This window comes from Pseudomonas putida, from assembly GCF_002906855.1.
GTDB lineage: Bacteria > Pseudomonadota > Gammaproteobacteria > Pseudomonadales > Pseudomonadaceae > Aquipseudomonas > Aquipseudomonas putida_N.
On sequence record NZ_MINI01000048.1, the window covers coordinates 377,068 to 402,820 of the forward strand.

A 25,753-nucleotide genomic window follows, 5' to 3' on the forward strand; every position below is an offset into this window, starting at 1 on the left:
TCCTATAAAGAATCACGACTCCTTGAAGCCTGGCAACCCTTGCTCAATCCGCCACTGCCTCACTGCATCAACAACAGACTGCGGAGTATCCTTGATACCTACCTTGTTTGGACGATAAATCAAGTCGGACCCAAGAGGATGCTCAGACAGCCGCTCGAACTTAATAATACCTTGGGTGTGAGCTCGATCAGTGGGGTAAAGTACGGGATCAGCATGATAAATACCATACACCAGTTTGAAAAAGTCACGCTCTGTATAATCAGAGATTTTATCTTCTTTAGAGTTCATTTTTCTGATGAGCCTCAATGTGAAATTTTGGAGCCAAAATAAGCATATTCTCAACATCATAAACTGCACCACCATTGTGAATACTCGTCATATGATGAATCTCAAATTTCCTCCTACTCCCAACCTGTTCACTTTTTTGTGCTACGGGTGCCAGACCTCTACGCATCGCCAAAAGATCAGCTAGTGTAAATTGCTTTTCAAACAGAGGGCTACGGCCAATCAACTGCCATAACCGCCGGCGAAATGCACCAAAGCTGCTGAATTTCTTGCCTCGCAGCTTGCTGGCGATCTGCGCAGGTATCGGAGCCCCCTCTCTGTTTCCATCATACAAGAATTCCCCTTGTATCAGTTGACCTTTACCTGATACCACCCCAGGCAGGTTCCTGGGGCTTTTGAACATCACATAAAGCGGCGGCAACCCCGAGTCCGCCGGGAAAATGATGACGTAATCATCAAGCCCAACATCCGGCAAATCAGGGTACGCGTCGATTCGGCCTTCGAGCGGTTCGAGCGTAGGCCCAACCATCGCAGTTGCGTGTGGAGGGGTCGCTGGCAAGGTAGTCGAGCTGTCAGATGGCTCGACGGCGGGCGTCCAGATCAATGTTCTGGGCGGTAAATCGTCTGTGGTAACGATGTACTGACCGTTCTGCGCGTTGAATTCCGCCGCCAGTACCGGCACCACAGAAGAGATGACAGCGCCATCAGTGCGAACGGCGAACAATTCGGTCGGCCCGATCTGTTCGCGCTTGTCACCCATCCGCACCGGCAGGTCGATCGCGCCTCGCTCGACAGCAGCAGCCTGGGCAGCAGCATCGAGTTCGACGTTGAGGTCGGTCAGCGGTGTGCTCAGGATGTAGTTGTCTTGCAGCTCACCATTACCGAGTTTGGGGGAATACAGCAACGCAAAGGTTCCTGCCAGGAAAGACCCCGACACCGCTTTGATCGAAGCGACACCCAGTGATAAGACGGCAGTGCGAATGGCCGTGGCCAGCTCTACGCCACCCTGCAGCGCCGGAGCTGCTGCCGTGGCCATGACAATGGCTGGCTTTGCCACTAGCTCAGATAGCGGAGCTTTGTAAGTGTTGGCTTGGCGTATGACCTGCTCTGCCAACGCCCTCTGGGCCGCGGCCTTCTCGGCTGCCTCGCGGGCTTTGGCCTGTGCGGTAGCTAAAGCCTGGGCCCTGGCATGCGCCTCGGCTCGCGCCGCAGCTTCCAGTTCAGCCTGGGCTCGAGCCGCAGCTTCTGCCTGGGCCTGGGCTTGGGCTTCAGCGCTTGCAATAGCCTGGTGCAGGGCCGCGATCTGCGCCTGAAGTATCTGTATCTCAGCTTCATCCAACTGAGCAGAATAGGCGGCGTGATAGGCACTCTTCAGTGCTTGCTCCAAAGCCGGGGGCCGCAGACGCATCTGTACCGTCAAACGATACGTAGCAACTGCATATTCAACTGGGCTTTTGCCAAACGGGGTCGAACCAAAATAACTATTTGCAGCCGCTCGATGCCTGTTCAAATCCTGAGTTTTTCGCTCAACAAGCTTATTCCGTACATTGACGTCCTGCCTGAGCACTTCAATATGAGCTTGTGGCTGCCCACCCAAACTCTGGCGAAGTGCTTGCGCATCCAATTCAATGCGCTGTGCCACCAACGCCAACTGTGTAACATACTCACTTTTCGCTTCATCATCAGCGGCTTTCATGGCATAAGGCGCTTTATTGAAAAGTGCCTGCTGTTCTTTTGCTTCTTTACTGCCAGATTTCATATCCCTGAACCAGTCGCCATGCGGGTTGTTACCCAGGGGTGGCAGCGGCCCAGAATAGCCGGGAGGAATTGAAGGTTCACCCTCGGGTGGCCTTCCCTCTACATAACTATTGGGCAACTCGATTTGCCTGCGCTTTCTAGACATCCGTTTTTCCTCAGAAACGTGTGTTCGAATGTGCAGCTGCTTGAAATATCCGGCACGTTTGGCCACTTGCCCAACACTTCAACCACGTACCCGTCCCTCAGCAGCCAGCATAGAATCTGCATGAAGAACAACAGAGTGTCGCAGCAGGCAACGCTACCAATTCAAAGAGAGATAAATATAACCAGTAGAACCTGTCAGTAAATCAGACATAGCGAGAAGAGAAGACTCCTACAACTAATCAATGCACCTAAAAGTTATTCATCCTTTCAAAATGGAACTGACGCCACACGAACGTATCGATTTGATTACAGCGTAATGAATTCGTTACATACGAACTGAGCCCAGCAATGGCAAGGCCATGATTCCAATCTATGTTTCAGCTTAAGCAGCCACCGGAACGATTTCATTACGAACCATCGAATGTCAGCGCACGAATAGACCGTATGTCATTGATTTTAATGTGCTTTCAAAGAGTGGCCGCATTATTGCTTAGAGAACCTCAACTCAAGAGCGCGGACCCACCGCGCCCAACGCCCTGCTTCCCGAGGATTCCCCATGAGCGAGTTGCGTTTCACCGAAGATCACGAATGGCTGCGCGTCGAAGCTGACGGTAGCGTCACCGTGGGCATCACCGCCTACGCCCAGAATGCCCTTGGCGATGTGGTCTATGTGCAACTGCCTGAGCTGCAGGCGTACGACAAAGGTGCCGAAGCCTCCACCGTCGAATCGGTAAAAGCCGCCAGCGGCGTGTACATGCCCCTGACCGGTGAAGTGGTCGCGGTCAACGAAGGCCTCAACGACAGCCCCGAATTGGTCAACGAAGACCCGCTGGGCGAAGGCTGGTTCTTCCGCTTCAAGCCTGCCGACATGGCCGAAGTCGAAGCCTTGCTCGACCAGGACGCCTACGACCGCCTGATCAAAGCCAACGACGACGCCTGAGGAATCCGACCATGACCATCAACCTCGGCACCGCCAACGAATTCATCGCCCGTCACATCGGCCCGCGCGCCGCTGACGAGCAAGCCATGCTCGCCACCCTGGGCTTCGACTCGCTGGAGGCCATGAGCGCCGCCGTCATCCCCGACAGCATCAAGGGCACCAGCGTGCTCGGCTCGCAAGACGGCCAGAGCGAGGCCGATGCCCTCGCTGCGCTGAAAGCCATCGCCGGCAAGAACGTACTGTTCAAGAACTACATCGGCCAGGGCTACTACAACACCCACACCCCGGCACCGATCCTGCGCAACCTGCTGGAAAACCCGGCCTGGTACACCGCCTACACCCCGTACCAGCCAGAAATTTCCCAGGGCCGCCTGGAAGCGCTGCTGAACTTCCAGACCCTGATCAGCGACCTCACCGGCCTGCCGATCGCCAACGCCTCCTTGCTCGACGAAGCCACCGCCGCTGCCGAAGCCATGACCTTCTGCAAGCGCCTGTCGAAGAACAAGGCCAGCCACACTTTCTTCGCCTCCGTGCACTGCCACCCGCAGACCCTCGACGTGCTGCGCACCCGTGCCGAACCGCTGGGCATCGAGATCGTGGTCGGCGACGAGCGTGAACCGGGCGATGTCAGCGCCTTCTTCGGCGCCCTGCTGCAATACCCGGCCAGCAACGGCGAAGTGTTCGACTACCGCGAAGTCGTCGCGCGTTTCCACGCCGCCAACGCCCTGGTCGCCGTTGCCGCCGACCTGCTGGCCCTGACCCTGCTGACCCCACCGGGCGAGTTCGACGCCGACGTAGCCATCGGCAGCGCCCAGCGCTTCGGCGTGCCACTGGGCTTCGGTGGCCCGCACGCGGCCTACTTCGCCACGCGTGATGCCTTCAAGCGCGACATGCCGGGCCGCCTGGTCGGCGTGTCCATCGACCGCTTCGGCAAGACCGCCCTGCGCCTGGCCATGCAGACCCGCGAACAGCACATCCGCCGCGAGAAGGCCACCAGCAACATCTGCACCGCCCAGGTGCTGCTGGCCAACATCGCCAGCATGTTCGCCGTGTACCACGGCCCGGCCGGCCTCAAGCGCATTGCCGAACGCACCCACGCCCTGACCGCGATTCTGGCTGCCGGCCTGAAAACCCTGGGCCTGGAAGTGGTGGGCGAAACCGCCTTCGACACCCTGACCCTGGCCACTGGCAGCGCCACCGCCGGCCTGCACGACAAGGCCCGCGCCCAACGTATCAACCTGCGCCAAGTCGACGCCGCCCACCTGGGCCTGTCGCTCGACGAAACCAGCACCCAGGCCGACGTCGAAGCCCTCTGGCAGCTGTTCGGCGCTGACCAGGCCCAGCCTGACTTCGCCGCCCTGGCCGCCAGCAGCGGCTCGCGCCTGCCGGCCGCCCTGCTGCGCCAGTCGGCCATCCTCGAGCACCCGGTGTTCAACCGCTACCACAGCGAAACCGAGCTGATGCGCTACCTGCGCCGCCTGGCCGACAAGGACCTGGCGCTGGACCGCAGCATGATCCCGCTGGGCTCGTGCACCATGAAGCTCAACGCTGCCAGCGAAATGATCCCGGTGACCTGGGCCGAATTCGGCAACCTGCACCCGTTCGCCCCGGCCGCACAGAGCCAGGGCTACCTGCAGATGACCACCGAGCTGGAAGCCATGCTCTGCGCCGCCACCGGCTACGACGCCGTGTCGCTGCAGCCCAACGCCGGTTCCCAGGGTGAGTACGCAGGCCTCTTGGCCATCCGTGCCTACCATCGCAGCCGTGGCGAAGGCCACCGCGACATCTGCCTGATCCCGTCCTCGGCCCACGGCACCAATCCGGCGACCGCGCACATGGCCGGCATGCGCGTGGTGGTCACTGCCTGCGACGCCCGCGGCAACGTCGATGTCGAGGACCTGCGCGCCAAGGCCATCGAGCACCGCGAGCGACTGGCCGCGCTCATGATCACCTACCCGTCGACCCACGGCGTGTTCGAGGAAGCGATCGGCGAAATCTGCGCGATCATCCACGACAACGGCGGCCAGGTTTACATCGACGGCGCCAACATGAACGCCATGGTCGGCCTTTGCGCCCCGGGCAAGTTCGGCGGCGACGTTTCCCACCTGAACCTGCACAAAACCTTCTGCATTCCCCACGGCGGTGGCGGCCCGGGCGTCGGCCCGATCGGCGTCAAGTCGCACCTGGCGCCGTTCCTGCCAGGCCACGCGCAGCTGGAAAACACCGAAGGTGCGGTATGCGCCGCGCCGTTCGGCAGCGCCAGCATCCTGCCGATCACCTGGATGTACATTCGCATGATGGGTGGAGCCGGCCTCAAGCGTGCTTCGCAGATGGCAATCCTCAACGCCAACTACATCGCCCGCCGCCTGGAAGAGCACTATCCTGTCCTGTACACCGGTGGCAATGGCCTGGTCGCCCACGAATGCATCCTCGACCTTCGCCCGCTCAAGGACACCAGCGGCATCAGTGTCGATGACGTGGCCAAGCGCCTGATCGACTTCGGTTTCCATGCGCCGACCATGTCGTTCCCGGTGGCCGGCACGCTGATGATCGAACCGACCGAGAGCGAGTCCAAGGAAGAACTGGACCGCTTCTGCGACGCGATGATCCAGATCCGTGAGGAAATTCGCGCGGTGGAAACCGGCAGCCTGGACAAGGACGACAACCCGCTGAAGAACGCCCCGCACACCGCGGCCGAGCTGGTTGGCGAATGGGCCCATGGCTACAGCCGAGAGCAGGCGGTGTACCCGCTGCCGAGCCTGGTGGAAGGCAAGTACTGGCCACCGGTTGGTCGGGTCGACAACGTGTTTGGTGACCGCAACCTGGTCTGCGCCTGCCCGTCGATCGAGAGCTATCAGGACGCCTGATAGCGTTCTGACCCATTTCCTGATCTGAGGTATGGGCCTTTGTGGGAGCGGGCAAGCCCGCTCCCACAGGGTTCATCGTCCGCCCCACGAACCTGGCAGGAGGTCACCATGTCACTGAGCGTCTTCGACCTGTTCAAGATCGGCATCGGCCCCTCCAGCTCCCACACGGTTGGCCCGATGCGCGCCGCCGCACGCTTCGCCGAAGGGCTGCGCCGCGATGGCCTGCTGGCCAGCACCGTTTGCGTCAAGGCCGAGCTGTATGGCTCGCTCGGCGCCACCGGCAAGGGCCACGGCAGCGACAAGGCGGTATTGCTCGGCCTGGAAGGCGAGCACCCTGATACCGTCGACACTGAATCCATCCCCGCCCGCCTGCAGGCCATCCGCACCAGCGGCCAGCTCAGCCTGCTGGGTGAGCAGACCATCGCCTTCGTTGAGAAGCAGCACCTGGCGATGATCCGCAAACCCCTGGCCTATCACCCCAACGGCATGATCTTTCGTGCCTTTGACGCTGCCGGCTTGCAAATCCGCAGTCGTGAGTACTACTCGGTGGGCGGCGGTTTCGTGGTTGACGAAGATGCCGCCGGCCAGGACCGCATCGTCGAGGACAGCACCGTGCTGACCTACCCTTTCAAGACCGCCAAGGAGCTGCTCGGCCACTGCACCGCGCAGCACCTGTCGATCAGCCAGGTGATGCTGGCCAACGAAGGGGCCTGGCGCCCGGAAGCCGAAACCCGCGCCGGGCTGCTGCGCATCTGGCAGGTCATGCAGGACTGTGTCGAGGCCGGCTGCCGCCACGAGGGCATCCTGCCTGGCGGGCTCAAGGTCAAGCGCCGTGCTCCGGCGTTGTACCGGCAACTCAGCCGCCACCCGGAAGCGAGCCTGCGCGATGCCCTGTCGGTACTTGACTGGGTCAACCTCTACGCCTTGGCAGTCAATGAGGAAAACGCCTACGGCGGGCGCGTGGTCACCGCACCGACCAATGGCGCTGCGGGCATCGTCCCTGCGGTGTTGCACTACTACATGCGCTTCGTCCCTGGCGCCAGCGAGGACGGCGTGGTGCGTTTTCTGCTCACCGCTGCCGCGATCGGCATCCTTTACAAGGAAAACGCCTCGATTTCCGGAGCCGAAGTCGGCTGCCAGGGCGAGGTCGGCGTGGCCTGTTCGATGGCCGCAGGCGCCCTGTGCGAAGTGATGGGTGGTACCCCGCCGCAAGTGGAGAACGCTGCTGAAATCGGCATGGAACACAACCTCGGCCTGACCTGCGACCCGATAGGCGGCCTGGTTCAGGTGCCTTGCATCGAGCGCAACGCCATGGGCTCGGTGAAAGCTATCAATGCCGTACGCATGGCGCTGCGCGGTGACGGGCAGCACTACGTGTCGCTCGACAAGGTGATCCGTACCATGCGCCAGACCGGTGCCGACATGAAAAGCAAATACAAGGAGACCGCCCGCGGCGGTCTGGCCGTCAACATCATCGAATGTTGACCCAATAAAAAAACCAAGGAGTCACCGATGTCCGAAACACTGCAAAAGACCCCGCTGCACGCCCTGCACCTGGAACTGGGCGCGCGCATGGTGCCGTTCGCCGGCTTCGACATGCCGGTGCAGTACCCGCTGGGCGTGCTCAAGGAACACCTGCATACCCGCGAACAAGCCGGCCTGTTCGACGTCTCGCACATGGGCCAGATCGTCCTGCGTGGCGCCGATGCAGCCAAGGCGCTGGAGTCGCTGGTGCCGGTGGACATCATCGACCTGCCGGTGGGGATGCAGCGTTATGCCATGTTCACCAACGAGCAGGGCGGCATCCTTGACGACCTGATGGTAGCCAATCTCGGTGACGACACCCTGTTCCTGGTGGTCAATGCCGCCTGTAAGGAGCAGGATCTGGCGCACCTGCAGAAACACATCGGCGCACGATGCGAGGTGGAACCACTGTTCGAGCAACGCGCCCTGCTTGCCCTGCAAGGCCCGGCGGCGGTGAATGTGCTGGGGCGCCTGGCGCCGGAAGTGGCGGGCATGACCTTCATGCAGTTCCGTCCGGTGAAACTGCTGGGTGAAGACTGCTTCGTCAGCCGTTCGGGCTACACCGGCGAAGATGGCTACGAGATCTCGGTGCCAGTCGGCGCTGCCGAAACCCTGGCGCGTCGTCTGCTGGCCGAGCCTGAGGTGCAGCCTATCGGCCTGGGTGCTCGCGACTCGCTGCGCCTGGAAGCCGGCCTGTGCCTGTATGGTCACGACATGAACACCACCACTACGCCGATCGAAGCCAGCCTGCTCTGGGCAATGTCCAAGGTCCGCCGCGCCGACGGTGGCCGTGCCGGTGGCTTCCCGGGTGCCGAGGCGGTATTCGCTCAGCAGAAACAAGGCGTAGCCCGCAAACGAGTGGGTTTGTTGCCACAAGAACGTACGCCCGTACGTGAAGGTGCGGATATTGTTGATGCGTTCGATAAAACTGTGGGCAAAGTCTGCAGCGGCGGTTTCGGCCCGACACTCGGCGCCCCTGTTGCGATGGGCTATGTCGATATCGAACACAGTGCACTCGACACCGCTCTGTTTGCCTTGGTACGCGGCAAGAAGGTTGCCTTGAAAGTCAGTAAAATGCCTTTCGTTGCACAGCGTTACTACCGGGGTTGAAAGCACGGCCTGAGGTTTGCGGGCGGGCTCCACATATTCGATTTCGAACCTGCCCAATAACTTTTGAACATGGCGCCAGGCCAGGCGCCATGCCGTTTCCGACAAATCCGTCGGTTATCGGCAAAAGGCCAATTTTCCATACGACCAAGGGCTTGTTTTTTTCTCGGGAGTTGGCGTAGAGTCAACGCACTGTGTTTGCATGGGTCGCAACAGTTCGTGACCTGGGCCAGTAGCCGAGATTTGCTACAACCCGTTCGACGTCTCTTACTTTCCTGCAACCCAGCCCAGTAGTCTTTCACTCATATATAACGTGAAAGAAACTGTCATCAAAATTTAAGCTTCATAGGAAATAAGACAATGGCTGAGCGTCAGAACGGTACCGTCAAGTGGTTCAATGACGAAAAAGGTTACGGTTTCATCACCCCAGAAAGCGGTCCGGATCTGTTCGTGCACTTCCGTGCCATCGAAGGCAACGGCTTCAAGAGCCTGAAAGAAGGCCAGAAGGTCACCTTCGAAGCAGTCCAAGGCCAGAAAGGCATGCAGGCTGACAAAGTCCAGCCTGTCTAAGCACAAGCCCGACTCCTAAAAAGCCCCTGCCATGTGCAGGGGCTTTTTTTTGCCCGTAGAATAGCGCCTTAGCCATTCGGAGCTGTTCTGCATGTCCAAGCCTCTGCTTTCCCCCCAGGGTGATTTCCCACCGGTCGGCCTGGGCCGACGTCTGGCGGCGATGTTCTATGACTTCCTGCTGTGCACGGCACTGCTGATCGTCACTGCCGGGGCCTACAAGATGATCCAGATGACCATCATCGGCGAAGCCCGCATGCGTGAACTGACCGAGGCCGGCGCGCTGGATGGCGACCCACTGCTCTCGACCGTGCTGCTGTTCGCCCTGTTCGGCTTCTTTGCCAAGTTCTGGACCCATGGCGGCCAGACCCTGGGCATGCAGGTGTGGGGCGTGCGCGTACAGAACGCCGACGGCAGCGCTATCAGCCTGTGGCAGGCACTGTTGCGCTTCGTGGTGTCGATTGCCTCCTGGCTTTGCCTGGGGCTTGGGTTCTTCTGGTCGCTGATCGACAAGCGCAAACGCGGCTGGCATGACATCTATTCGGACACCCAGCTAGTGCGGGTACCGAAGCAGAAAAAGTAGGCACAAAAAAGCCGACCCTTGGGTCGGCTTTTTCAGCTGCTCAGGCCATCAACCCGCCCGGCGCAACAACCACACCCCAGCCAAGGCACAGATGCCTGCAGGAATCACCACTGCCAGCAACGGCGGGAAGCCGAACACCTGGCTCGACGGACCCAGCAGGTCCTGGCCGATGCGGAACGCGAAGCCCACCAGTACGCCGGTGAACACGCGCTGGCCGAGGGTAACCGAACGCAGCGGGCCGAAGATGAAGGAGATCGCCATCAACACCAGTGCCGCGGTCACAATCGGTTGCATCACCTTGGTCCAGAACGCCAGCCAGTAGCGGGCGTTGTTCAGGCCCTGGTCGGACAGGTAGTGGATGTAGTCCCAAAGCCCAGTGATCGACAGCGACTCGGGGGCCATGATCACGGTATTGAGCAGTTGCGGCGTCAGCGAAACGTCCCAGAGCTCCGTCGGTGCCTTCACCACTTCGGTGCGGTCACCGTGGAAGTAGGTGGTGCTGATATCGCTGAGCGTCCAGTGGTCGTCGTTGTACTCGGCACGACGGGCAAAGCTCGAGGTCTGGATCTTGCGTTCGTTGTCGAAGCGGTAGCGCGTCACGCCCAGCAGCAAGCCATTGGGCTGCACCGAGTTGATGTGCACGAACTCCTCGCCCTGGCGGTGCCACATGCCATGCCTCGAGCTCTGCGCTTCACCACCTCCCTGAGCCAGGGAACGGTCGGCCTGGGCCTTGTTCTCGGTGACCGGGGCGACGTATTCACCAATCAGCAGGCCGACCAGCATCAGCACCAGCATCGGCTTCATCACCGCCCAGACGATGCGACCGATGGAGACCCCAGCGGCGCGCATGATAGTCAGTTCGCTGTTGCTGGCCAGGCTGCCGAGGCCGATCAGGCAACCAATCAGTGCCGCCATCGGCAGCATTTCGTACAGGCGCCGAGGTGCCGTCAGCAGGACGAAATTGCCCGCGTCCAGCAAGGTGTAGGTATCGCTCAGTTCACCCATCTCGTCGATGAAGGCGAACAGCGAGGCCAGGCCGAGGATGATCCCCAGCACGGCCAGGATGGCCAGCAACACGCTCATGCCGATGTAGCGGTCGAGCTTACCCATGGGCCACCTCCGCACGACGAGCAGCCATTTTCAGGCGCAGCGGTTCCCAATACATCAAGGTCAGGCCGATCAGCAGGAACAGGCCATGCACCCACCAGATGCCCAGGCTGATCGGCAATTTGCCCTTCTCCAGAGCGCCGCGTACGGAAATCAGCATTGTCAGGTAAGCCATGTACAGAAGAATCGCCGGCAGCAGCTTGAGGAAGCGGCCTTGGCGCGGGTTGACCCTGGCCAGCGGCACCGCCATCAGGGTCACGATGAACACCAGAATCGGCAGCGACAGGCGCCATTGCAGCTCGGCACGCTCGCGCAGGTCGGTCTTGCCGAACAGCTCAAGGGTCGGGATGGCTTCGCGATCGGTCACGTCTTCGGCGACTTCAGGCTTGGGCAGCAAGACACCATAGGTGTCGTACTTGATGGCACGGTAGTCGGCCTGGCCCGGATTACCGTCGTAGCGGTAGCCGTTCTCCAGCACCAGGTAGCGATTGCCATCGGCCTGGATTTCCTGATGGCCTCTTTCGGCAACCAGCACCGAAGGCGCACGATCCTTGGTCTTGTCCTGGTTGAAGCGCTTCTCGGAAATGAACACCCCGCCAAGTTTGACGCGATCGTCCGACAGCTGTTCGGTGTAAGTGACCCGTGAACCGTCGCGCAGGGTCTGGAAACGGCCCGGCACCAGGGTGTCGAACTCGGTCATGGCATCCTGCTGGGCAACGATCTTCTGCACCTGCGCAACGCCCAGCGGAGACAGGCTCAGGCTCAGCCAGGCCACCAGCAGGGCGACCAGGGCCGCCGGCGCCATGGTCAGGGCCAGCAGACGCTGCTGGCTCATGCCGGTCGCCGACAGGACGGTCATTTCGCTTTCCAGGTACAGCCGGCCGTAGGCCAGGAGAATGCCGAGGAACAGGCCCAGCGGCAGAATCAGCTGCAGGAAACCTGGCATGCGGAAGCCCATGATCAGGAACAGCACGCCAGGGTCGAGAATGCCCTGGGCCGCCTGGGCCAGGTACTTGATGAAGCGCCCGCTCATGATGATCACCAGCAGCACGGCACTGACGGCGCTCAAGGTCACCAGGACCTCGCGGGACAAATAACGAAAGACGATCAAACCAGACACTCCTGGGTTGTCAGGGGCGGACTGCCAAACATTGGCCTGTGACAGCCAGGACCAAAGCCGGTTCGCCAACGGCGAACCTCCATATGAAGTGCGCGCATTATCCTGTGATTGGCCGCGCCTGTCACTTGGCCGCGCATGAAGGCCCACATCGGGCTTGTCAGCACGCTTGCGGGAGGCTCAAACTGGCAGCTTTTCCACTGGCACGCGACAACGCGGCCAGGCCCGTCCAGAGCGCGAAATCGCATAGCGCCAACTGCATAGATCATTCGGGGACCCTGACATGGAACTGGTTGTAAAAAGCGTAGCCGCTGCATCCGTAAAAACCGCCACTCTGGTCGTGCCGGTCGGTGAAGGGCGCAAGCTCGGTACCGTTGCCAAGGCCGTCGACGACGCCTGCGAAGGCGCCATCAGCGCGGTGCTCAAGCGTGGCGACCTGGCCGGCAAGCCTGGCCAGACCCTGTTGCTGCAGAGCGTGCCTGGCCTGAAGGCCGAGCGCGTGCTGCTGGTCGGCAGCGGCAAGGACGAAGCCCTCGGTGACCGCGCCTGGCGCAAGCTGGTGGCCAGCGTGGCTGGTGTACTCAAGGGCCTGAACGGCGGCGATGCCGTGCTGGCCCTGGACGACATCACGGTCAGCAACCGCGACGCCCACTACGGCAAATACCGCCTGCTGACCGAGACGCTGCTCGACGGTGAATACGTGTTCGACCGTTTCAAGAGCCAGAAGGCCGAACCGCGCGCCCTGAAGAAGGTTACCCTGCTGGCCGACAAGGCCGGCCTGGCCGAGGTCGAGCGCGCCATCAAGCATGCCAGCGCCATCGCCACCGGCATGGCCTTCACCCGTGACCTGGGCAACCTGCCGCCCAACCTGTGCCACCCGAGCTTCCTGGCCGAGCAGGCCAAGGAACTGGGCAAGGCCCACAAGGGCCTGAAGGTCGAAGTGCTGGACGAGAAGAAGATCAAGGACCTGGGCATGGGCGCGTTCTACGCCGTGGGCCAGGGCAGCGACCAGCCGCCACGCCTGATCGTCCTCAACTACCAGGGTGGCAAGAAGTCCGACAAGCCGTTCGTACTGGTGGGCAAGGGCATCACCTTCGATACCGGCGGCATCAGCCTCAAGCCAGGCGCCGGCATGGATGAAATGAAATACGACATGTGTGGCGCCGCCAGCGTGTTCGGCACCCTGCGCGCGGTCCTCGAACTGCAGCTGCCAATCAACCTGGTGTGCCTGCTGGCCTGCGCCGAAAACATGCCGAGCGGCGGTGCCACCCGCCCGGGCGACATCGTCACCACAATGAGCGGCCAGACCGTCGAAATCCTCAACACCGACGCCGAAGGCCGCCTGGTGCTGTGCGACACCCTGACCTACGCCGAGCGCTTCAAGCCGCAGGCGGTGATCGACATCGCCACCCTGACCGGCGCCTGCATCGTCGCTCTGGGCAGCCACACCTCGGGCCTGATGGGCAACAACGACGAGCTGGTTGGCCACCTGCTCGATGCCGGCAAGCGTGCCGACGACCGTGCCTGGCAGCTGCCGCTGTTCGACGAGTATCAGGAACAACTCGACAGCCCGTTCGCCGACATGGGTAACATCGGTGGGCCGAAAGCCGGCACCATCACCGCTGGCTGCTTCCTGTCGCGCTTCGCCAAGGCCTACAACTGGGCGCACATGGACATCGCCGGCACGGCCTGGATCAGTGGCGGCAAGGACAAGGGCGCTACCGGTCGCCCGGTCCCGCTGCTGACCCAGTACCTGCTGGACCGCGCTGGCGCCTGATGCCGTGAGGCCGATGGCGCCCCTGGCGCCATCGGCTGGCAGACCACACCATGAGCAAAGTCGATTTCTATATCCTGCCCACCGACTCGCTGTCGGCGCGGCTGGACTTCGCCTGCAAGCTGTGCGAGAAGGCCTGGCGCCTCGGCCACCGGGTCTACCTGCATTGCCAGGACGCCGAACAGCGTGCCGAACTGGATCAACGCCTGTGGCGCTTCAAGGGAGAAGCCTTCGTGCCCCACGACCTGGCCGAAGTGCACGCAGATGCCAGGGTAGCCTTGGGCCTCGCCGACGATGCCGGCGAACACCGTGACCTGCTGATCAACCTGGGCGCCGGTGTACCGGGGTTTGTCGGCCAGTTCGAGCGGGTTGCCGAGATCGTTGTCGAGGAGCCCGGCATTCGCCAATCGGCCCGCGAGCGGTTCCGTTTCTACCGCGAACAGGGCTATGCTCTGCAAGACCACCGCTTACAGCGACTTTGACGACGATGGACAAGCCTTCCGCCCTACCCGATTCCGCCCATCTGCTGGATGATCTGGAGTCGATTCGCCAGCTGCTCGGCGATGCCGACCTGCAGCCGCCGCTGCTGACCGAAACGGTCGAGCAGATTCCCCTGTTGCTCGATGTACCTGCAGGTAACGCGGCGCCAGCCCCTGAAGCTGAGCCCGCAGCAGCAGCTGAACCCGAGGATGATCCGCAGACCCGCCGCCAGGACACCCTGCTGCACCTGGAGAGCGAGTTGCGCGCCGCGGCGCAGATGATCATGCAGGACGTGATCAACGACTTCACCCCGCACATCGAGAACGAGATCAAGCGCCGCCTGGATGCGCGGATCGAACGTCTCATCAAGCGTTCCGAGTAACCCGGTAGATCGGCGCCGCCTGCTTCGCGGGTAAACCCGCTCCCCAAGTGCACCGCAGCTCTTGCGGGTTGGCGTGCACCTGTTGGGAGCGGGTTTCCCCGCGAAGAGGCCAATCCTGCCTTGCCAGATAGCAGCAGCTTGTCGCCTGCGGCCCCCAGCTTGGTTATACTTCTCGGCTTTCCCGAATAAATGCACAGGGTCCCGCCGCGCATGGATAAGACCTACCAGCCGCACGCCATCGAAACTTCCTGGTACAACACCTGGGAGTCCGAAAACTATTTCGCTCCACAAGGTGCAGGTGAGTCCTACACCATCATGATCCCGCCACCGAACGTGACGGGCAGCCTGCACATGGGCCACGGCTTCAACAACGCGATCATGGACGCCCTGATCCGTTTCCGCCGCATGCAAGGCCGCGACACCCTGTGGCAGCCCGGTACCGACCACGCCGGTATCGCCACGCAGATGCTGGTCGAGCGCCAGCTCGAGGCCAAGGGCCAGAACCGTCACGACCTGGGCCGTGAGAAGTTCCTGGAGAAAGTCTGGGAATGGAAGGATCAATCGGGTGGCAACATCAGCCGCCAGATCCGCCGCCTGGGCTCGTCGGTCGACTGGAGCCGCGAACGCTTCACCATGGACGAAGGCCTGTCTGAGGCGGTCAAGGAAGCCTTCGTGCGCCTGCACGAGGACGGCCTCATCTACCGCGGCAAGCGCCTGGTCAACTGGGACACCAAGCTGCACACGGCCATTTCCGACCTCGAAGTGGAAAACCACGACGAGAAGGGCCACCTGTGGAACCTGCGCTACCCGCTGGCCGACGGCGCCAAGACCGCCGAAGGCAAGGACTACCTGGTGGTCGCCACCACCCGTCCGGAAACCCTGCTCGGTGACGCCGCCGTTGCCGTCAACCCGACCGACGAGCGCTACCAGGCACTGATCGGCAAGTTCGTCGAACTGCCGCTGGTCGGCCGCCGCATCCCGATCATCGCCGACGACTACTGCGACCCGGAATTCGGCACTGGCTGCGTGAAGATCACCCCGGCCCACGACTTCAACGACTACGAAGTCGGCAAGCGCCACAACCTGCCGCTGCTGAACATCTTCGACAAGAACGCCCTGGTGTTGTCCGCCGCCCAGGCCTTCAACCTCGATGGCAGCCTCAACGAGCAGATCGACACCAGCCTGCCTGCCCAGTACGCCGGCCTCGACCGTTTCGTCGCGCGCAAGCAGATCGTTGCCGACCTGGACGCCCAGGGCCTGCTGGTAAGCATCGACGACCACGCTTTGAAGGTGCCGAAAGGCGACCGTTCGGGCACCGTCATCGAGCCCTGGCTGACCGACCAGTGGTACGTCTCCACCAAGCCACTGGCAGAACCTGCCATCGAAGCCGTGGAAGACGGCCGCATCCAGTTCGTGCCCAAGCAGTACGAGAACATGTACTTCTCCTGGATGCGCGATATCCAGGACTGGTGCATCAGCCGCCAGCTGTGGTGGGGGCACCGCATTCCGGCCTGGTACGATGAGGCCGGCCAGGTCTATGTCGGCCGCAATGAAGAAGAAGTGCGTGCCAAGCACAACCTCGGCAGCGATGTGAACCTGCGCCAGGACGACGACGTCCTCGACACCTGGTTCAGCTCGGGCCTGTGGACCTTCTCTACCCTGGGCTGGCCGGAACAGACCGAGTTCCTGAAGAAGTTCCACTCCACCGACGTACTGGTGACTGGCTTCGACATCATCTTCTTCTGGGTTGCGCGCATGATCATGCTGACCATGCACCTGATCAAGAACGAGGACGGCACCCCGCAGGTACCGTTCAAGACCGTGTACGTGCACGGCCTGGTGCGCGATGGCCAGGGCCAGAAGATGTCCAAGTCCAAGGGCAACGTGCTCGACCCGCTGGACATCGTCGACGGCATCACCCTCGATGCCCTGCTGGAAAAACGCACCAGCGGCATGATGCAGCCCAAGCTTGCCGAGAAGATCGCCAAGCAGACCAAGGCCGAGTTCCCGGAAGGTATCGCCAGCTACGGCACCGACGCCCTGCGCTTCACCTTCTGCTCGCTTGCTTCCACCGGCCGCGACATCAAGTTCGACATGGGCCGCGTCGAAGGCTACCGCAACTTCTGCAACAAGATCTGGAACGCCGCCCGCTACGTGCTGGACAAGGGTGAGGACTGCGGCCAGAACGGCGAAGCCTGCGAACTGTCGCTGGCGGACCGCTGGATCATCTCGCAGCTGCAGCGCACCGAAGCCGAAGTGACCCGCCAGCTGGAGCAGTTCCGCTTCGACCTGGCCAGCCAGGCGCTGTACGAGTTCATCTGGAACCAGTACTGCGACTGGTATCTGGAGCTGTCCAAGCCTGTGCTGTGGGACGAGAACGCCCCGGTCGAGCGCGCCCGTGGCACCCGTCGCACCCTGGTCCGCGTACTGGAAGTGGCGCTGCGCCTGGCGCACCCGTTCATGCCGTTCATCACCGAAGAAATCTGGCAGCGCATCGCGCCGCTGGCCGGTATCGAAGGCAAGACCATCATGCTGCAGCCATGGCCAGTGGCCAATGAAAGCCGCATCGATGCCGCCGCCGAAGGTGATATCGAGTGGCTCAAGGAGCTGATGGTCGGCCTGCGCAACATCCGCGCCGAGATGAACATCGGCCCGGGCAAGCCACTGCCGCTGTTCCTCAAGAACGCCAATGCCGACGACCAGCGTCGCCTGCAGGAAAACGAAGCCCTGCTGAAGAAGCTGGCCAAGGTCGAATCGTTCACCGTGCTCGGCGATGCCGACGAAGCACCGCTGTCGGCCACCGCTCTGGTTGGCGACCTGCAGGTGCTGGTGCCGATGGCTGGCCTGATCGACAAGGACGCTGAACTGGCGCGCCTGAGCAAGGAAATCCAGCGTCTGCAGGGTGAAGTCCAGCGCGTGGGTGGCAAGTTGTCCAACGCCGCCTTCGTCGACAAGGCGCCGCCTGCCGTAATCGAGAAGGAACGCGCCAAGCTGGCCGAGTCCGAACAGGCCCTGGCCAACTTCACCGAGCAGCACGCGCGGATTGCAGCGCTGTAACTTAAAGTGAAGCCATAGCGGGCTGCATTGCAGCCCATCGCCGGCATGCCGGCTCCCACAGGTGCTGCACTATCCTGTGGGAGCCGGCTTGCCGGCGATGCTTTTTCAGGACCCCACCATGACTGACAAACCCACCCTGCACCCGCGCAACCGCCACCAGGGCCGCTACGACTTCCCCAGCCTGATCAAGGCCCACCCTGACCTGGCCCGCTTCACCATCACCAACCCCCACGGCAAACCCAGCATCGACTTCGCCAACCCGCAAGCCGTGCGCGTGTTCAACCGTGCCCTGCTCAAGGCGCAATACGGCATCCAGCACTGGGACATCCCGGCCGACTACCTGTGCCCGCCAATCCCCGGCCGCGCCGACTACATCCACGTGGCCGCCGACCTGCTGGCCGAGGACAATGCCGGCGAGGTGCCCAGAGGCGCCCAGGTGCGTGCGCTGGATATCGGCGTAGGCGCAAACTGCATCTACCCACTGCTCGGCCATAGCGATTACCGTTGGCGCTTCCTCGGCTCGGACATCGACCCGGTGGCATTGGCATCGGCCAAGGCCATCGTCCAGGCCAACGGTTTGAGCAAGGGCATCAGCCTGCGCCAGCAAGCCAGCCTCAAGCACATCCTCAGCGGCCTGTTGCACGCGGATGAGCGTTTCGACCTGACCCTGTGCAACCCACCCTTCCATGCCTCGCGCGAGGAAGCCACCCGTGGCAGCCAGCGCAAGTGGAAAAACCTCGGCAAGCAAGACCCCAAGCGCAAACTGCCAGTGCTCAACTTCGGCGGGCAGAACAACGAACTGTGGTGCGAGGGCGGCGAGATCCGCTTCGTCACCCAACTGGTCGACGAAAGCGCGCAATACGCACAGCAGGTGCTGTGGTTCACCAGCCTGGTGTCCAAGGCCAGCAACCTGCCTGGCATCGAGGCGGCACTGAAGAAAGCCGGTGCCAAGGCGGTGCGCATCGCCGAGATGGGCCAGGGCCAGAAGCAGAGCCGCATGGTCGCCTGGAGCTTCCACGATGACATCGCACGCCAGGCCTGGCACGCCGGGCGCAAATCGCAGGCATGAAAAAACCGCGCCCGGGCAAGCCGGGCGCGGTTAGGGTCAACGCATCAACAATTACTTGTTGATGGAATCGTTCAGGGCTTTGGCCGGAACGAACTTGACGACTTTCTTGGCAGCGATTTCGATGGCAGCGCCAGTCGAAGGGTTGCGGCCGGTACGGGCAGGACGCTCGGAGACTTTCAGCTTGCCGATGCCTGGCAGGGTGATTTCAGCGCCGTTTTCCAGTTGGTCGGCAACGATCTGGCCCAGTTGCTCCAGTGCGTTGCGAGCGGTGGTTTTTGGCGCATCGATGGCTTCAGCGATGTCGGCAATCAGTTGGTCTTTGGTCAATGCCATGGTGGTGTTCCTTCCCTATCTAAATCAGTGGTTATGCAGCGTTCTACGACGTTATCGGGCCAGCCCCTGAGTTCTGGAGGGCCGCGCCAATCGCGCATGTAGATGCGTAAATCGGCGTTTGGTTCGACACGGTATGAGCACACTGCCAGCAATGCGCCACACGAGGGGCGCAAGACCGCGCAAAGCTACCACAGGAATGGATAAATATCCGCTACCCGCTTCGATTTAGTGCAGGTTTTTCGGGGGTTTCAGCCGAAAACCTACAAATCTGAACAAAAAACGAACAACCGGCATTTCTGCCAACATCCGGCCACTGCAGCGCCTGTTGCTTGGGGTAAACTGGACGACTTTTGCAGCGCGGCCCATGGCCGCCCCAGACTCACCGAGAATTCCATGCCAATCCGACATTGCATCGTTCACCTGATCGACAAGAAGCCCGATGGCAGCCCCGCCGTGCTCCATGCGCGGGATACCGAGCTGAGCGCATCGGACGCCATCGAAAACCTCCTGGCCGACCTCAACGACAGCTACAACGCCAAGCAAGGCAAGGCCTGGGGCTTCTTCCACGGCGAGTCCGGCGCCTATCCGCTGAGCGGCTGGCTGAAGCAGTACCTGGAAGACGAGAAAGACTTCGCCGCGTTCAGCCGGGTGGCAGTCGAGCACCTGCAAAAGCTGATGGAAGAGTCGAACCTCTCCACCGGTGGCCACATCCTGTTCGCCCATTATCAGCAAGGCATGACCGACTACCTGGCCATCGCCCTGCTGCACCACAGCGAAGGCGTGGCGGTGAACGCCGAACTGGACGTGACACCGTCGCGCCACCTCGACCTCGGCCAGCTGCATCTGGCGGCGCGCATCAACCTGTCCGAGTGGAAGAACAACCAGAATTCCAAGCAGTACATCTCGTTCATCAAGGGCAAGAACGGCAAGAAGGTCTCGGACTACTTCCGCGACTTCATCGGCTGCCAGGAAGGCGTCGATGGCCCAGGCGAGACGCGCACTCTGCTCAAGGCCTTCAGCGACTTCGTCGAAAGCGAGGACCTGCCGGAAGAGTCCGCCCGCGAGAAGACCCAGACCCTGGTCGAGTATGCCACCACCCAGACCAAGCTGGGTGAGCCAGTGACCCTGGAAGAACTGTCGAGCCTGATCGACGAGGACCGCCCGAAGGCGTTCTACGATCACATCCGCAACAAGGACTACGGCCTGTCGCCGGAAATCCCCGCAGACAAACGCACCCTGAACCAGTTCCGCCGCTTCACCGGGCGTGCCGAAGGGTTGTCGATCAGCTTCGAAGCGCACCTGCTGGGTGACAAGGTGGAATATGACGAGGCCGCCGGCACCCTGATCATCAAAGGCCTGCCGACCACACTGGTGGATCAGCTCAAGCGCCGCAAGGACTGATCAGACGGCCACATAGGAGGCCACTAGCGCCTCCTTGGCCGACTTGCGCAACTTCTTCACCAGACGCTCCTGGCGCAGCGCCTCCCCCTTGTCCGGCCACTGTTCGACATAGACCAGCGCCTGCGCCGGGCTGGTCTTGAAATAGCGGGCGCCCTGCCCTTTCTGGTGCGCAGCGAAACGCCGCTGCGGGTCATCGCTGACACCGCAGTACAGCGAGCCATTGGCAGCCCGCACCAGGTACACGTACCACGGTTTGCACAGCGGGGTTAAGTCGACTTCGTTGACGATGCTCATGGCAGACAGCTTAACCGCTCAATGCGCTTGCTGGAACGCCCGCAGCCCTTTGAAAGCCTGCTGGCGCACCTTGTTCTGCAACATCGGCGACCAACCCAGCAGCAACCCTGGAGTTCCCAGCGCCTGACGCGACCAGCGCCACAGATCGAAGCTGTCGTCATGCTGGCAGATCAGCCCATCGCGAATGACGAAGCGCGCCTGGATATCGTTGACCACGGTGCGGCCGGTCTGGCTGAACAGGTAAGTTGCAACCCAGTGCGCGCAGCCGCTGCGTGGGTCGGCACGGACCTGGTCGAAAGTCAGGGTGAAGTCCTTGGCGCGCGCCGTGAGCATGCGCCACATGTCACCGGCATCACGACCGCGCAGGGTGCCGAATACCGGGTCGCTGAAAACGATGTCGTCGCTGTAGCAGGCCACCATGGCCTCGGCGTCCAGGCGCTGGAAGGCCTGGTAGAAGCGGGTGATCAGGTCACGGTTGGCGTCAGTCATGAGAAGCAGATCCGTCCTGGGAGTCGAAGTCTGCACGATAATCTGCCAACAATGCTTTCGCCAGCGCCGGCCTCCATATCAGAGTTTTTCGCTAGTCACCTGCACATGCAGCGCCCGCCCGGCGCCAAGCCCGAACACGATGGCCCCTACACCCAGCACTGCAAAAATCCACCCCACTGCTGCCCATCCACCGGTCAGGTCATGCACCAGGCCAACCGCGAACGGCCCCATGGACGCCAGGGTATAACCCACCCCCTGGGCCATGCTCGACAGGTTCGCCGCCACATGGGCATCCTTCGAACGCAGCACGATCAGCGTCAACGCCAAGGCAAAGGTACCGCCCTGCCCCAGCCCCAGCAGCACCGCCCAGCCCCACAGCCCGCCGATCGGGGCATACAGACATCCGAACAGCCCCGTCAACGTAACCAGCATCACGATTACGATGGCCAGCCGTTGGTCCTTCCCGCGGGTCGCCAGCCAGGGCGCGCCCAGCGAACTGATCAACTGCACAATCACCGAGCCGGACAGCACCAGCCCAGCCTCAGTCGGGCTCAGGCCACGGCCAATGAGGATCGATGGCAACCAGCCAAAGACGATGTAGGCCAGCGACGACTGCAGCCCCATGTACAACGTGACCTGCCATGCCAGCGGGTCGCGCCACAAACCGCGCACCCGGTAGGCTGCCTTGTGCAGACCATGGCCCTGACGCGCTTGCGGTAACCAGATGAGCACGGCCAAAAGCGCCGGTAGCATCCAGAAGCCCAGGCCAAAGGCCCAGTTGTCATCGAAATGCTGGGCCAACGGCACGGTAGCCCCCGCCGCCATAGCCGCCCCCAGGCACAGGGCCATGGTGTAGACGCCAGTCAGGGTGCCCGCATGCTGCGGGAAGTCACGCTTGACGATACCGGGCAGCAGTACGCCGATGATGCCGATGCTGGCCCCAGCCATGACGCTGCCGAGGAATACGCCGACAGCCCCCAGGGCGCTGCGCACCACGATCCCCAGCGCCAGCGTGAGCAGGATGCCCAGGATCACCCGCTCGCTGCCGAATCGGCGCGCCAGGAGCGGGGCCAGCGGTGCGAACAGCCCCAGGCAGAGCACCGGCAAGGTGGTCAGCAGACCCGCTTCGGAGGCATTCAGGCCCAGCCCCGCAGAGACCTGCCCGAGCACCGGCGCCATGCTCGACAACGCCGGGCGCAGGTTCAATGCCACCAGCACCAGGCCCAGCAGCAACAGCCAGGGCCGCTGCAGGGCCGGTGGCTGTTGCTGCACCTGGGCATCGTCGGCCTCGGCATCGATCAGCAGTTCTTCCAATTCGCGCTCGCGGGCAGGCGCGTCTCGGGTCATTGGTTCAGCCATGGCTTTCTCGTCTTCAGGATTCGATGAGGGTCCGGCTCAGGGCCTTGGCCCGTTGCGGATCGCGTTGTTCGATGGCGTCGAGGATCTGCCCGTGCAGGTCGAAGGTCGCCTGGCTGCGCGGGACAGTCGCCATGTTGTGTTGCAGCGCTGCGGCGACGACGCCGGAAAAGTAGCGATACAGCTCACTCAGTGCCGGGTTGTGCGCGGCGTCGATCAAGCGCTGGTGAAATACCAGGTCGCAGCTGACATAGGCATCGACATCACCGTGAAAGTGCTCGGCACTGCCCGTCAGTGCTGCACGCAGGCCTTGCAGGTCCTCGTCGGTACGGCGCAACGCCGCCAGGCCGATCGCCTCGGATTCGAGGATGTGCCGTGTCTCGCGGGCCTGCTCCAGGGTGCAGCGCGCCATGGCTTGCACAGCCTGCAGTGGGTCCTGGCAGGTGCGCAGGTAGCTGCCGTCACCCTGGCGGATCTCCACCAGGCCGCTGAATGCCAGCACGCGCATGGCTTCACGCACGGTATTGCGGCTGATGCCCAACTCCAGCGCCAGTACTGGCTCGGTTGGCAGGCGCTGCCCGACTTGCCAATCGCCGTGCAGGATGCGCTCACGCATGCGTTCGACCGCAAGTTCGACCAAGGAACGCTTGGCCAATTCGCTGCTCATTTCACTCAACCAATCATCCGATGAATTCGCAAAGCTTAATGGAACGCCTTCCAGACATCAATTCAACTGGCATTTCTACCAGTTGTCAGCCAAGTATCTTGTTGTAACGCTTGGCACGACTCCATCAAGGCCCCATTCATGTCCATGTTCAGAACATTGCGGTTGATTGCCCTGACAGCAGCCGGCCTGCTGCTCGTCCTGCTCTTCAAAGGGTGCGACGCCAGACAACCGCTAATGCAGCCCAAGACGCTCATCATCGGAATGGACGGCGTGCAACTGCAGCACTATGAACAACTGGGCGACGATACCAACCTGCAGAAACGCCTGATCTACGGCAAGGCCTATGCCGGAGGCATCAACGGCCGCGCCAGCGAACAGGCGACTAACAGTGGGCCAGGCTGGATGACTTTGCTCACCGGGGTATGGGCCAACAAGCACGGGGTCATTGCCAATACCGAGTCCTTGCGAGTCGACCCTGAGTTCCCCAGCCTGTTCAAACGACTGCGTGATGCCCTGCCTAACGCCTACCTCTCCAGCATCGTCAATTGGTCACCGATCAACACGGCCTTCCTGCTGGAGGACGCGCAAGGCAACAATGTGCGCGAAAGCGGCCTGAGCGATGAGCAGGTAACCGCCCGAACCCTGGAGATCCTCGAAAACACACCTGCCGACTTCACCTACATTCAGCTTGACGAGCCCGATCAAGCAGGCCACGCCAGCGGTTTCGGCCCAGCTTATCAGTTCGCCTTGCGCGAAACTGACAACAGACTGGGGCGCCTGCTGGACAAGGTCGAGGCGCGTGCCTACAAGCACCCGCAGGAGGACTGGTTGGTGATCGTCTGTACCGACCACGGTCGTGATTACGGGGGGGCAGGCCATGGCGGTGTGACCGAGCAGGAAAAGACGGTGTTCATTGCCAGCAACAAGCGGTTGAACGAAGAGTTGCACCAACCGAGCATTCCAGAGGACAACCCGGGGCCCAACAACTTGTATGGCTATGCTGCGCAGACATCGGTGGCCCCGACCGTGCTCCGGCACATGGGGCTCGACCTGCTGCCGCAATGGAAGCTCGATGGCACGCCGCTGCTGGGTGCTACCGGAGTGCGCAAGGCACGGGCCATTGAAGGTGAAGCCAAGTTGCTGTGGAACAGCGATTCACAAGGCACTGTGACCATTCACAGAAATGGCCAGTTAGTCGCGACCGTGCAGGCTTACCTGCAGCAATGGACTGATCCGCAGGGCATGCGCCAAGCCAGCGACTATGTGCTCGAACTGGATGAAACACCCGTAGCGGTGCGTACCCGGCCAGTCAGCCAGCCATTCGTCATCGAGCAAAGCAGCAACCATGTACGCGGGATCACCTGCAGGAACGAGTTCACTCGCTCCTGCAAATGGCCGTGATCAGTTCAGCGCATCGACCAACGCCTGGTTCATCTGCGGCGTGCCAATGGTGATACGCAGGAACTGGGCAATCCGCTCCTGCTTGAAGTGACGCACGATCACCCCTTGCTCACGCAGGCGCGCGGCCAACTGCGCGGCATCCTGCTGCGGATGGCGGGCGAAGATGAAGTTGGCCGCCGATGGCAGCACTTCGAAGCCTTTTGCAACCAGCTGCTCGACCAGCGTTTCACGGCTGTCGATCACTTTGCGGCAGGTCTCCTCGAAATAAGCCTGGTCTTCGAACGCCGCCGCCGCACCCACGATGGCCATGCGGTCCAGCGGATAGGAGTTGAAGCTGTTCTTGATCCGCTCCAGGGCCTCGATCAGCTCCGGATGGCCGACGGCCAGGCCGACGCGCAGCCCGGCCAGCGAACGCGACTTGGACAGGGTCTGGGTCACCAGCAGGTTGTCGTAGCGATCCACCAGGCTGATGGCGGTCTCGCCGCCAAAGTCGATGTAGGCTTCATCCACCACCACCACCGAGTCACGGTTGGCTTGCAACAGCTGCTCGATCGCTTGCAGCGGCAGCAGGCAGCCAGTTGGCGCGTTGGGGTTGGGGAAGATGATCCCGGCGTTGGGCTTGGTGTAGTCGGCGATGCGGATCTGGAACTGCTCGTCCAGCGCCACCTGCTCGAACGGAATACCGTACAGGCCGCAGTAGACTGGATAGAAGCTGTAGCTGACATCCGGGAACAGCAGCGGCCCGCGATCGTGCTGGAACAGGCCGTGGAAGATGTGCGCCAGCACCTCGTCCGAACCGTTGCCGACGAACACCTGGGCCGGGGTGACGCCATAATATTCGGCCACCGCCTGCTTGAGCCGGTCACTGTTCGGGTCCGGATACAGGCGCAGATTGTCGTTCAGCTCGGCGCGCATGGCTTCCAGTGCCTTGGGCGACGGGCCATAGGGGTTCTCGTTGGTGTTCAGCTTGACCAGGCGGGCCAGCTTTGGCTGCTCGCCCGGCACGTAAGGCACCAGCGCCTTGACGAAGGGGCTCCAGAATCGACTCATG

General features: G+C 61.9%; 23 protein-coding genes. 13 read left to right on the forward strand and 10 right to left on the reverse strand.

Annotated features, from left to right (window positions below; all coding sequences use genetic code 11):
* Positions 1 to 12: 12 nt before the first annotated feature.
* Both BGP85_RS24475 and BGP85_RS24480 read right to left on the reverse strand, forming a co-directional pair.
* Positions 13 to 288: a bacteriocin immunity protein gene (locus BGP85_RS24475; RefSeq protein ID WP_103445533.1), complete on the reverse strand. Its 276-nt coding sequence runs from the start codon at positions 286 to 288 to the stop codon at positions 13 to 15.
* Positions 278 to 2,254 (reverse strand): S-type pyocin domain-containing protein, encoded by a 1,977-nt coding sequence (locus tag BGP85_RS24480; RefSeq protein WP_146049003.1) that lies wholly within the window; start codon positions 2,252 to 2,254, stop codon positions 278 to 280. The genes BGP85_RS24475 and BGP85_RS24480 overlap by 11 nt, the downstream gene beginning before the upstream one ends.
* A gap of 489 nt (positions 2,255 to 2,743) precedes the next feature.
* On the opposite strand from BGP85_RS24480, the gene gcvH reads away from it, so the two are divergent.
* The 6 genes from gcvH to BGP85_RS24510 all read left to right on the forward strand — a co-directional run bounded on the left by gcvH (position 2,744) and on the right by BGP85_RS24510 (position 9,775).
* Positions 2,744 to 3,127 (forward strand): glycine cleavage system protein GcvH, encoded by a 384-nt coding sequence (gcvH, locus tag BGP85_RS24485; protein ID WP_103445535.1) that lies wholly within the window; start codon positions 2,744 to 2,746, stop codon positions 3,125 to 3,127.
* A gap of 11 nt (positions 3,128 to 3,138) precedes the next feature.
* Positions 3,139 to 5,994, forward strand: coding sequence for an aminomethyl-transferring glycine dehydrogenase (gene gcvP / locus BGP85_RS24490; RefSeq protein ID WP_103445536.1), 2,856 nt, complete (start codon positions 3,139 to 3,141; stop codon positions 5,992 to 5,994).
* Positions 5,995 to 6,102: 108 nt separating this feature from the next.
* On the forward strand, positions 6,103 to 7,479 hold the full coding sequence (locus BGP85_RS24495) for an L-serine ammonia-lyase (protein ID WP_103445537.1): 1,377 nt from the start codon (positions 6,103 to 6,105) through the stop codon (positions 7,477 to 7,479).
* A gap of 27 nt (positions 7,480 to 7,506) precedes the next feature.
* Positions 7,507 to 8,628 (forward strand): glycine cleavage system aminomethyltransferase GcvT, encoded by a 1,122-nt coding sequence (gcvT, locus tag BGP85_RS24500; protein ID WP_103445538.1) that lies wholly within the window; start codon positions 7,507 to 7,509, stop codon positions 8,626 to 8,628.
* Positions 8,629 to 8,985: 357 nt separating this feature from the next.
* Positions 8,986 to 9,195 (forward strand): cold-shock protein, encoded by a 210-nt coding sequence (locus BGP85_RS24505; RefSeq protein WP_016392187.1) that lies wholly within the window; start codon positions 8,986 to 8,988, stop codon positions 9,193 to 9,195.
* Between the two features lie 91 nt (positions 9,196 to 9,286).
* Positions 9,287 to 9,775: an RDD family protein gene (locus tag BGP85_RS24510; RefSeq protein ID WP_103445539.1), complete on the forward strand. Its 489-nt coding sequence runs from the start codon at positions 9,287 to 9,289 to the stop codon at positions 9,773 to 9,775.
* A 48-nt stretch (positions 9,776 to 9,823) separates the two neighbouring features.
* Here the strand turns inward: BGP85_RS24510 and lptG are convergent, their stop codons facing one another.
* Both lptG and lptF read right to left on the reverse strand, forming a co-directional pair.
* Positions 9,824 to 10,885 carry an LPS export ABC transporter permease LptG gene (lptG, locus tag BGP85_RS24515; protein ID WP_103445540.1) on the reverse strand — a complete coding sequence of 354 codons (1,062 nt, stop codon included), beginning with the start codon at positions 10,883 to 10,885 and terminating at the stop codon, positions 9,824 to 9,826.
* Positions 10,878 to 11,993, reverse strand: coding sequence for an LPS export ABC transporter permease LptF (gene lptF, locus BGP85_RS24520; RefSeq protein ID WP_103445541.1), 1,116 nt, complete (start codon positions 11,991 to 11,993; stop codon positions 10,878 to 10,880). The genes lptG and lptF overlap by 8 nt, the downstream gene beginning before the upstream one ends.
* A gap of 289 nt (positions 11,994 to 12,282) precedes the next feature.
* On the opposite strand from lptF, the gene BGP85_RS24530 reads away from it, so the two are divergent.
* The 5 genes from BGP85_RS24530 (at position 12,283) to rlmF (ending at position 18,761) form a co-directional block, all read left to right on the forward strand.
* Positions 12,283 to 13,776 carry a leucyl aminopeptidase gene (locus BGP85_RS24530; protein WP_103445543.1) on the forward strand — a complete coding sequence of 498 codons (1,494 nt, stop codon included), beginning with the start codon at positions 12,283 to 12,285 and terminating at the stop codon, positions 13,774 to 13,776.
* Positions 13,777 to 13,826: 50 nt separating this feature from the next.
* On the forward strand, positions 13,827 to 14,255 hold the full coding sequence (locus tag BGP85_RS24535) for a DNA polymerase III subunit chi (protein WP_103445544.1): 429 nt from the start codon (positions 13,827 to 13,829) through the stop codon (positions 14,253 to 14,255).
* 5 nt (positions 14,256 to 14,260) lie between these two features.
* Complete coding sequence (locus BGP85_RS24540; RefSeq protein WP_103445545.1) at positions 14,261 to 14,635, forward strand: DNA polymerase III subunit chi; 375 nt, start codon at positions 14,261 to 14,263, stop codon at positions 14,633 to 14,635.
* A gap of 210 nt (positions 14,636 to 14,845) precedes the next feature.
* Positions 14,846 to 17,692, forward strand: coding sequence for a valine--tRNA ligase (locus BGP85_RS24545; protein ID WP_103445546.1), 2,847 nt, complete (start codon positions 14,846 to 14,848; stop codon positions 17,690 to 17,692).
* A 118-nt stretch (positions 17,693 to 17,810) separates the two neighbouring features.
* Positions 17,811 to 18,761, forward strand: coding sequence for a 23S rRNA (adenine(1618)-N(6))-methyltransferase RlmF (gene rlmF / locus BGP85_RS24550; protein ID WP_103445547.1), 951 nt, complete (start codon positions 17,811 to 17,813; stop codon positions 18,759 to 18,761).
* A 51-nt stretch (positions 18,762 to 18,812) separates the two neighbouring features.
* On the opposite strand, the gene BGP85_RS24555 is transcribed toward rlmF, so the two are convergent.
* Positions 18,813 to 19,094 carry an HU family DNA-binding protein gene (locus BGP85_RS24555; RefSeq protein WP_103445548.1) on the reverse strand — a complete coding sequence of 94 codons (282 nt, stop codon included), beginning with the start codon at positions 19,092 to 19,094 and terminating at the stop codon, positions 18,813 to 18,815.
* 393 nt (positions 19,095 to 19,487) lie between these two features.
* On the opposite strand from BGP85_RS24555, the gene yejK reads away from it, so the two are divergent.
* Positions 19,488 to 20,495, forward strand: coding sequence for a nucleoid-associated protein YejK (gene yejK, locus BGP85_RS24560; protein WP_103445549.1), 1,008 nt, complete (start codon positions 19,488 to 19,490; stop codon positions 20,493 to 20,495).
* Here yejK and BGP85_RS24565 read toward each other — a convergent pair whose 3' ends face one another.
* The 4 genes from BGP85_RS24565 to BGP85_RS24580 all read right to left on the reverse strand — a co-directional run bounded on the left by BGP85_RS24565 (position 20,496) and on the right by BGP85_RS24580 (position 23,301).
* Positions 20,496 to 20,789 carry a GIY-YIG nuclease family protein gene (locus BGP85_RS24565; protein ID WP_103445550.1) on the reverse strand — a complete coding sequence of 98 codons (294 nt, stop codon included), beginning with the start codon at positions 20,787 to 20,789 and terminating at the stop codon, positions 20,496 to 20,498.
* Positions 20,790 to 20,807: 18 nt separating this feature from the next.
* Positions 20,808 to 21,278 (reverse strand): nuclear transport factor 2 family protein, encoded by a 471-nt coding sequence (locus BGP85_RS24570; RefSeq protein ID WP_103445551.1) that lies wholly within the window; start codon positions 21,276 to 21,278, stop codon positions 20,808 to 20,810.
* A gap of 78 nt (positions 21,279 to 21,356) precedes the next feature.
* The gene (locus BGP85_RS24575; protein WP_103445552.1) at positions 21,357 to 22,637 is read right to left on the reverse strand and encodes a CynX/NimT family MFS transporter; all 1,281 of its coding nucleotides are present in this window, start codon (positions 22,635 to 22,637) and stop codon (positions 21,357 to 21,359) included.
* A gap of 13 nt (positions 22,638 to 22,650) precedes the next feature.
* Positions 22,651 to 23,301 (reverse strand): FadR/GntR family transcriptional regulator, encoded by a 651-nt coding sequence (locus tag BGP85_RS24580; RefSeq protein ID WP_103445553.1) that lies wholly within the window; start codon positions 23,299 to 23,301, stop codon positions 22,651 to 22,653.
* A 138-nt stretch (positions 23,302 to 23,439) separates the two neighbouring features.
* On the opposite strand from BGP85_RS24580, the gene BGP85_RS24585 reads away from it, so the two are divergent.
* Positions 23,440 to 24,702: an alkaline phosphatase family protein gene (locus BGP85_RS24585; RefSeq protein WP_374755338.1), complete on the forward strand. Its 1,263-nt coding sequence runs from the start codon at positions 23,440 to 23,442 to the stop codon at positions 24,700 to 24,702.
* Here the strand turns inward: BGP85_RS24585 and hisC are convergent, their stop codons facing one another.
* Positions 24,703 to 25,752 carry a histidinol-phosphate transaminase gene (hisC, locus tag BGP85_RS24590; protein ID WP_103445554.1) on the reverse strand — a complete coding sequence of 350 codons (1,050 nt, stop codon included), beginning with the start codon at positions 25,750 to 25,752 and terminating at the stop codon, positions 24,703 to 24,705.
* Position 25,753: the final 1 nt, after the last annotated feature.

Bases quoted from the DNA above. Each gene is read 5' to 3' on its own strand.
- BGP85_RS24475 (WP_103445533.1), bottom strand. From the start codon at position 288: ATGAACTCTAAAGAAGATAAAATCTCTGATTATACAGAGCGTGACTTT.
- gcvH (WP_103445535.1), top strand. From the start codon at position 2,744: ATGAGCGAGTTGCGTTTCACCGAAGATCACGAATGGCTGCGCGTCGAA.
- gcvP (WP_103445536.1), top strand. From the start codon at position 3,139: ATGACCATCAACCTCGGCACCGCCAACGAATTCATCGCCCGTCACATC.
- BGP85_RS24495 (WP_103445537.1), top strand. From the start codon at position 6,103: ATGTCACTGAGCGTCTTCGACCTGTTCAAGATCGGCATCGGCCCCTCC.
- gcvT (WP_103445538.1), top strand. From the start codon at position 7,507: ATGTCCGAAACACTGCAAAAGACCCCGCTGCACGCCCTGCACCTGGAA.
- BGP85_RS24505 (WP_016392187.1), top strand. From the start codon at position 8,986: ATGGCTGAGCGTCAGAACGGTACCGTCAAGTGGTTCAATGACGAAAAA.
- BGP85_RS24510 (WP_103445539.1), top strand. From the start codon at position 9,287: ATGTCCAAGCCTCTGCTTTCCCCCCAGGGTGATTTCCCACCGGTCGGC.
- lptG (WP_103445540.1), bottom strand. From the start codon at position 10,885: ATGGGTAAGCTCGACCGCTACATCGGCATGAGCGTGTTGCTGGCCATC.
- BGP85_RS24530 (WP_103445543.1), top strand. From the start codon at position 12,283: ATGGAACTGGTTGTAAAAAGCGTAGCCGCTGCATCCGTAAAAACCGCC.
- BGP85_RS24535 (WP_103445544.1), top strand. From the start codon at position 13,827: ATGAGCAAAGTCGATTTCTATATCCTGCCCACCGACTCGCTGTCGGCG.
- BGP85_RS24540 (WP_103445545.1), top strand. From the start codon at position 14,261: ATGGACAAGCCTTCCGCCCTACCCGATTCCGCCCATCTGCTGGATGAT.
- BGP85_RS24545 (WP_103445546.1), top strand. From the start codon at position 14,846: ATGGATAAGACCTACCAGCCGCACGCCATCGAAACTTCCTGGTACAAC.
- rlmF (WP_103445547.1), top strand. From the start codon at position 17,811: ATGACTGACAAACCCACCCTGCACCCGCGCAACCGCCACCAGGGCCGC.
- BGP85_RS24555 (WP_103445548.1), bottom strand. From the start codon at position 19,094: ATGGCATTGACCAAAGACCAACTGATTGCCGACATCGCTGAAGCCATC.
- yejK (WP_103445549.1), top strand. From the start codon at position 19,488: ATGCCAATCCGACATTGCATCGTTCACCTGATCGACAAGAAGCCCGAT.
- BGP85_RS24565 (WP_103445550.1), bottom strand. From the start codon at position 20,789: ATGAGCATCGTCAACGAAGTCGACTTAACCCCGCTGTGCAAACCGTGG.
- BGP85_RS24570 (WP_103445551.1), bottom strand. From the start codon at position 21,278: ATGACTGACGCCAACCGTGACCTGATCACCCGCTTCTACCAGGCCTTC.
- BGP85_RS24575 (WP_103445552.1), bottom strand. From the start codon at position 22,637: ATGGCTGAACCAATGACCCGAGACGCGCCTGCCCGCGAGCGCGAATTG.
- BGP85_RS24580 (WP_103445553.1), bottom strand. From the start codon at position 23,301: ATGAGCAGCGAATTGGCCAAGCGTTCCTTGGTCGAACTTGCGGTCGAA.
- BGP85_RS24585 (WP_374755338.1), top strand. From the start codon at position 23,440: ATGTCCATGTTCAGAACATTGCGGTTGATTGCCCTGACAGCAGCCGGC.
- hisC (WP_103445554.1), bottom strand. From the start codon at position 25,752: ATGAGTCGATTCTGGAGCCCCTTCGTCAAGGCGCTGGTGCCTTACGTG.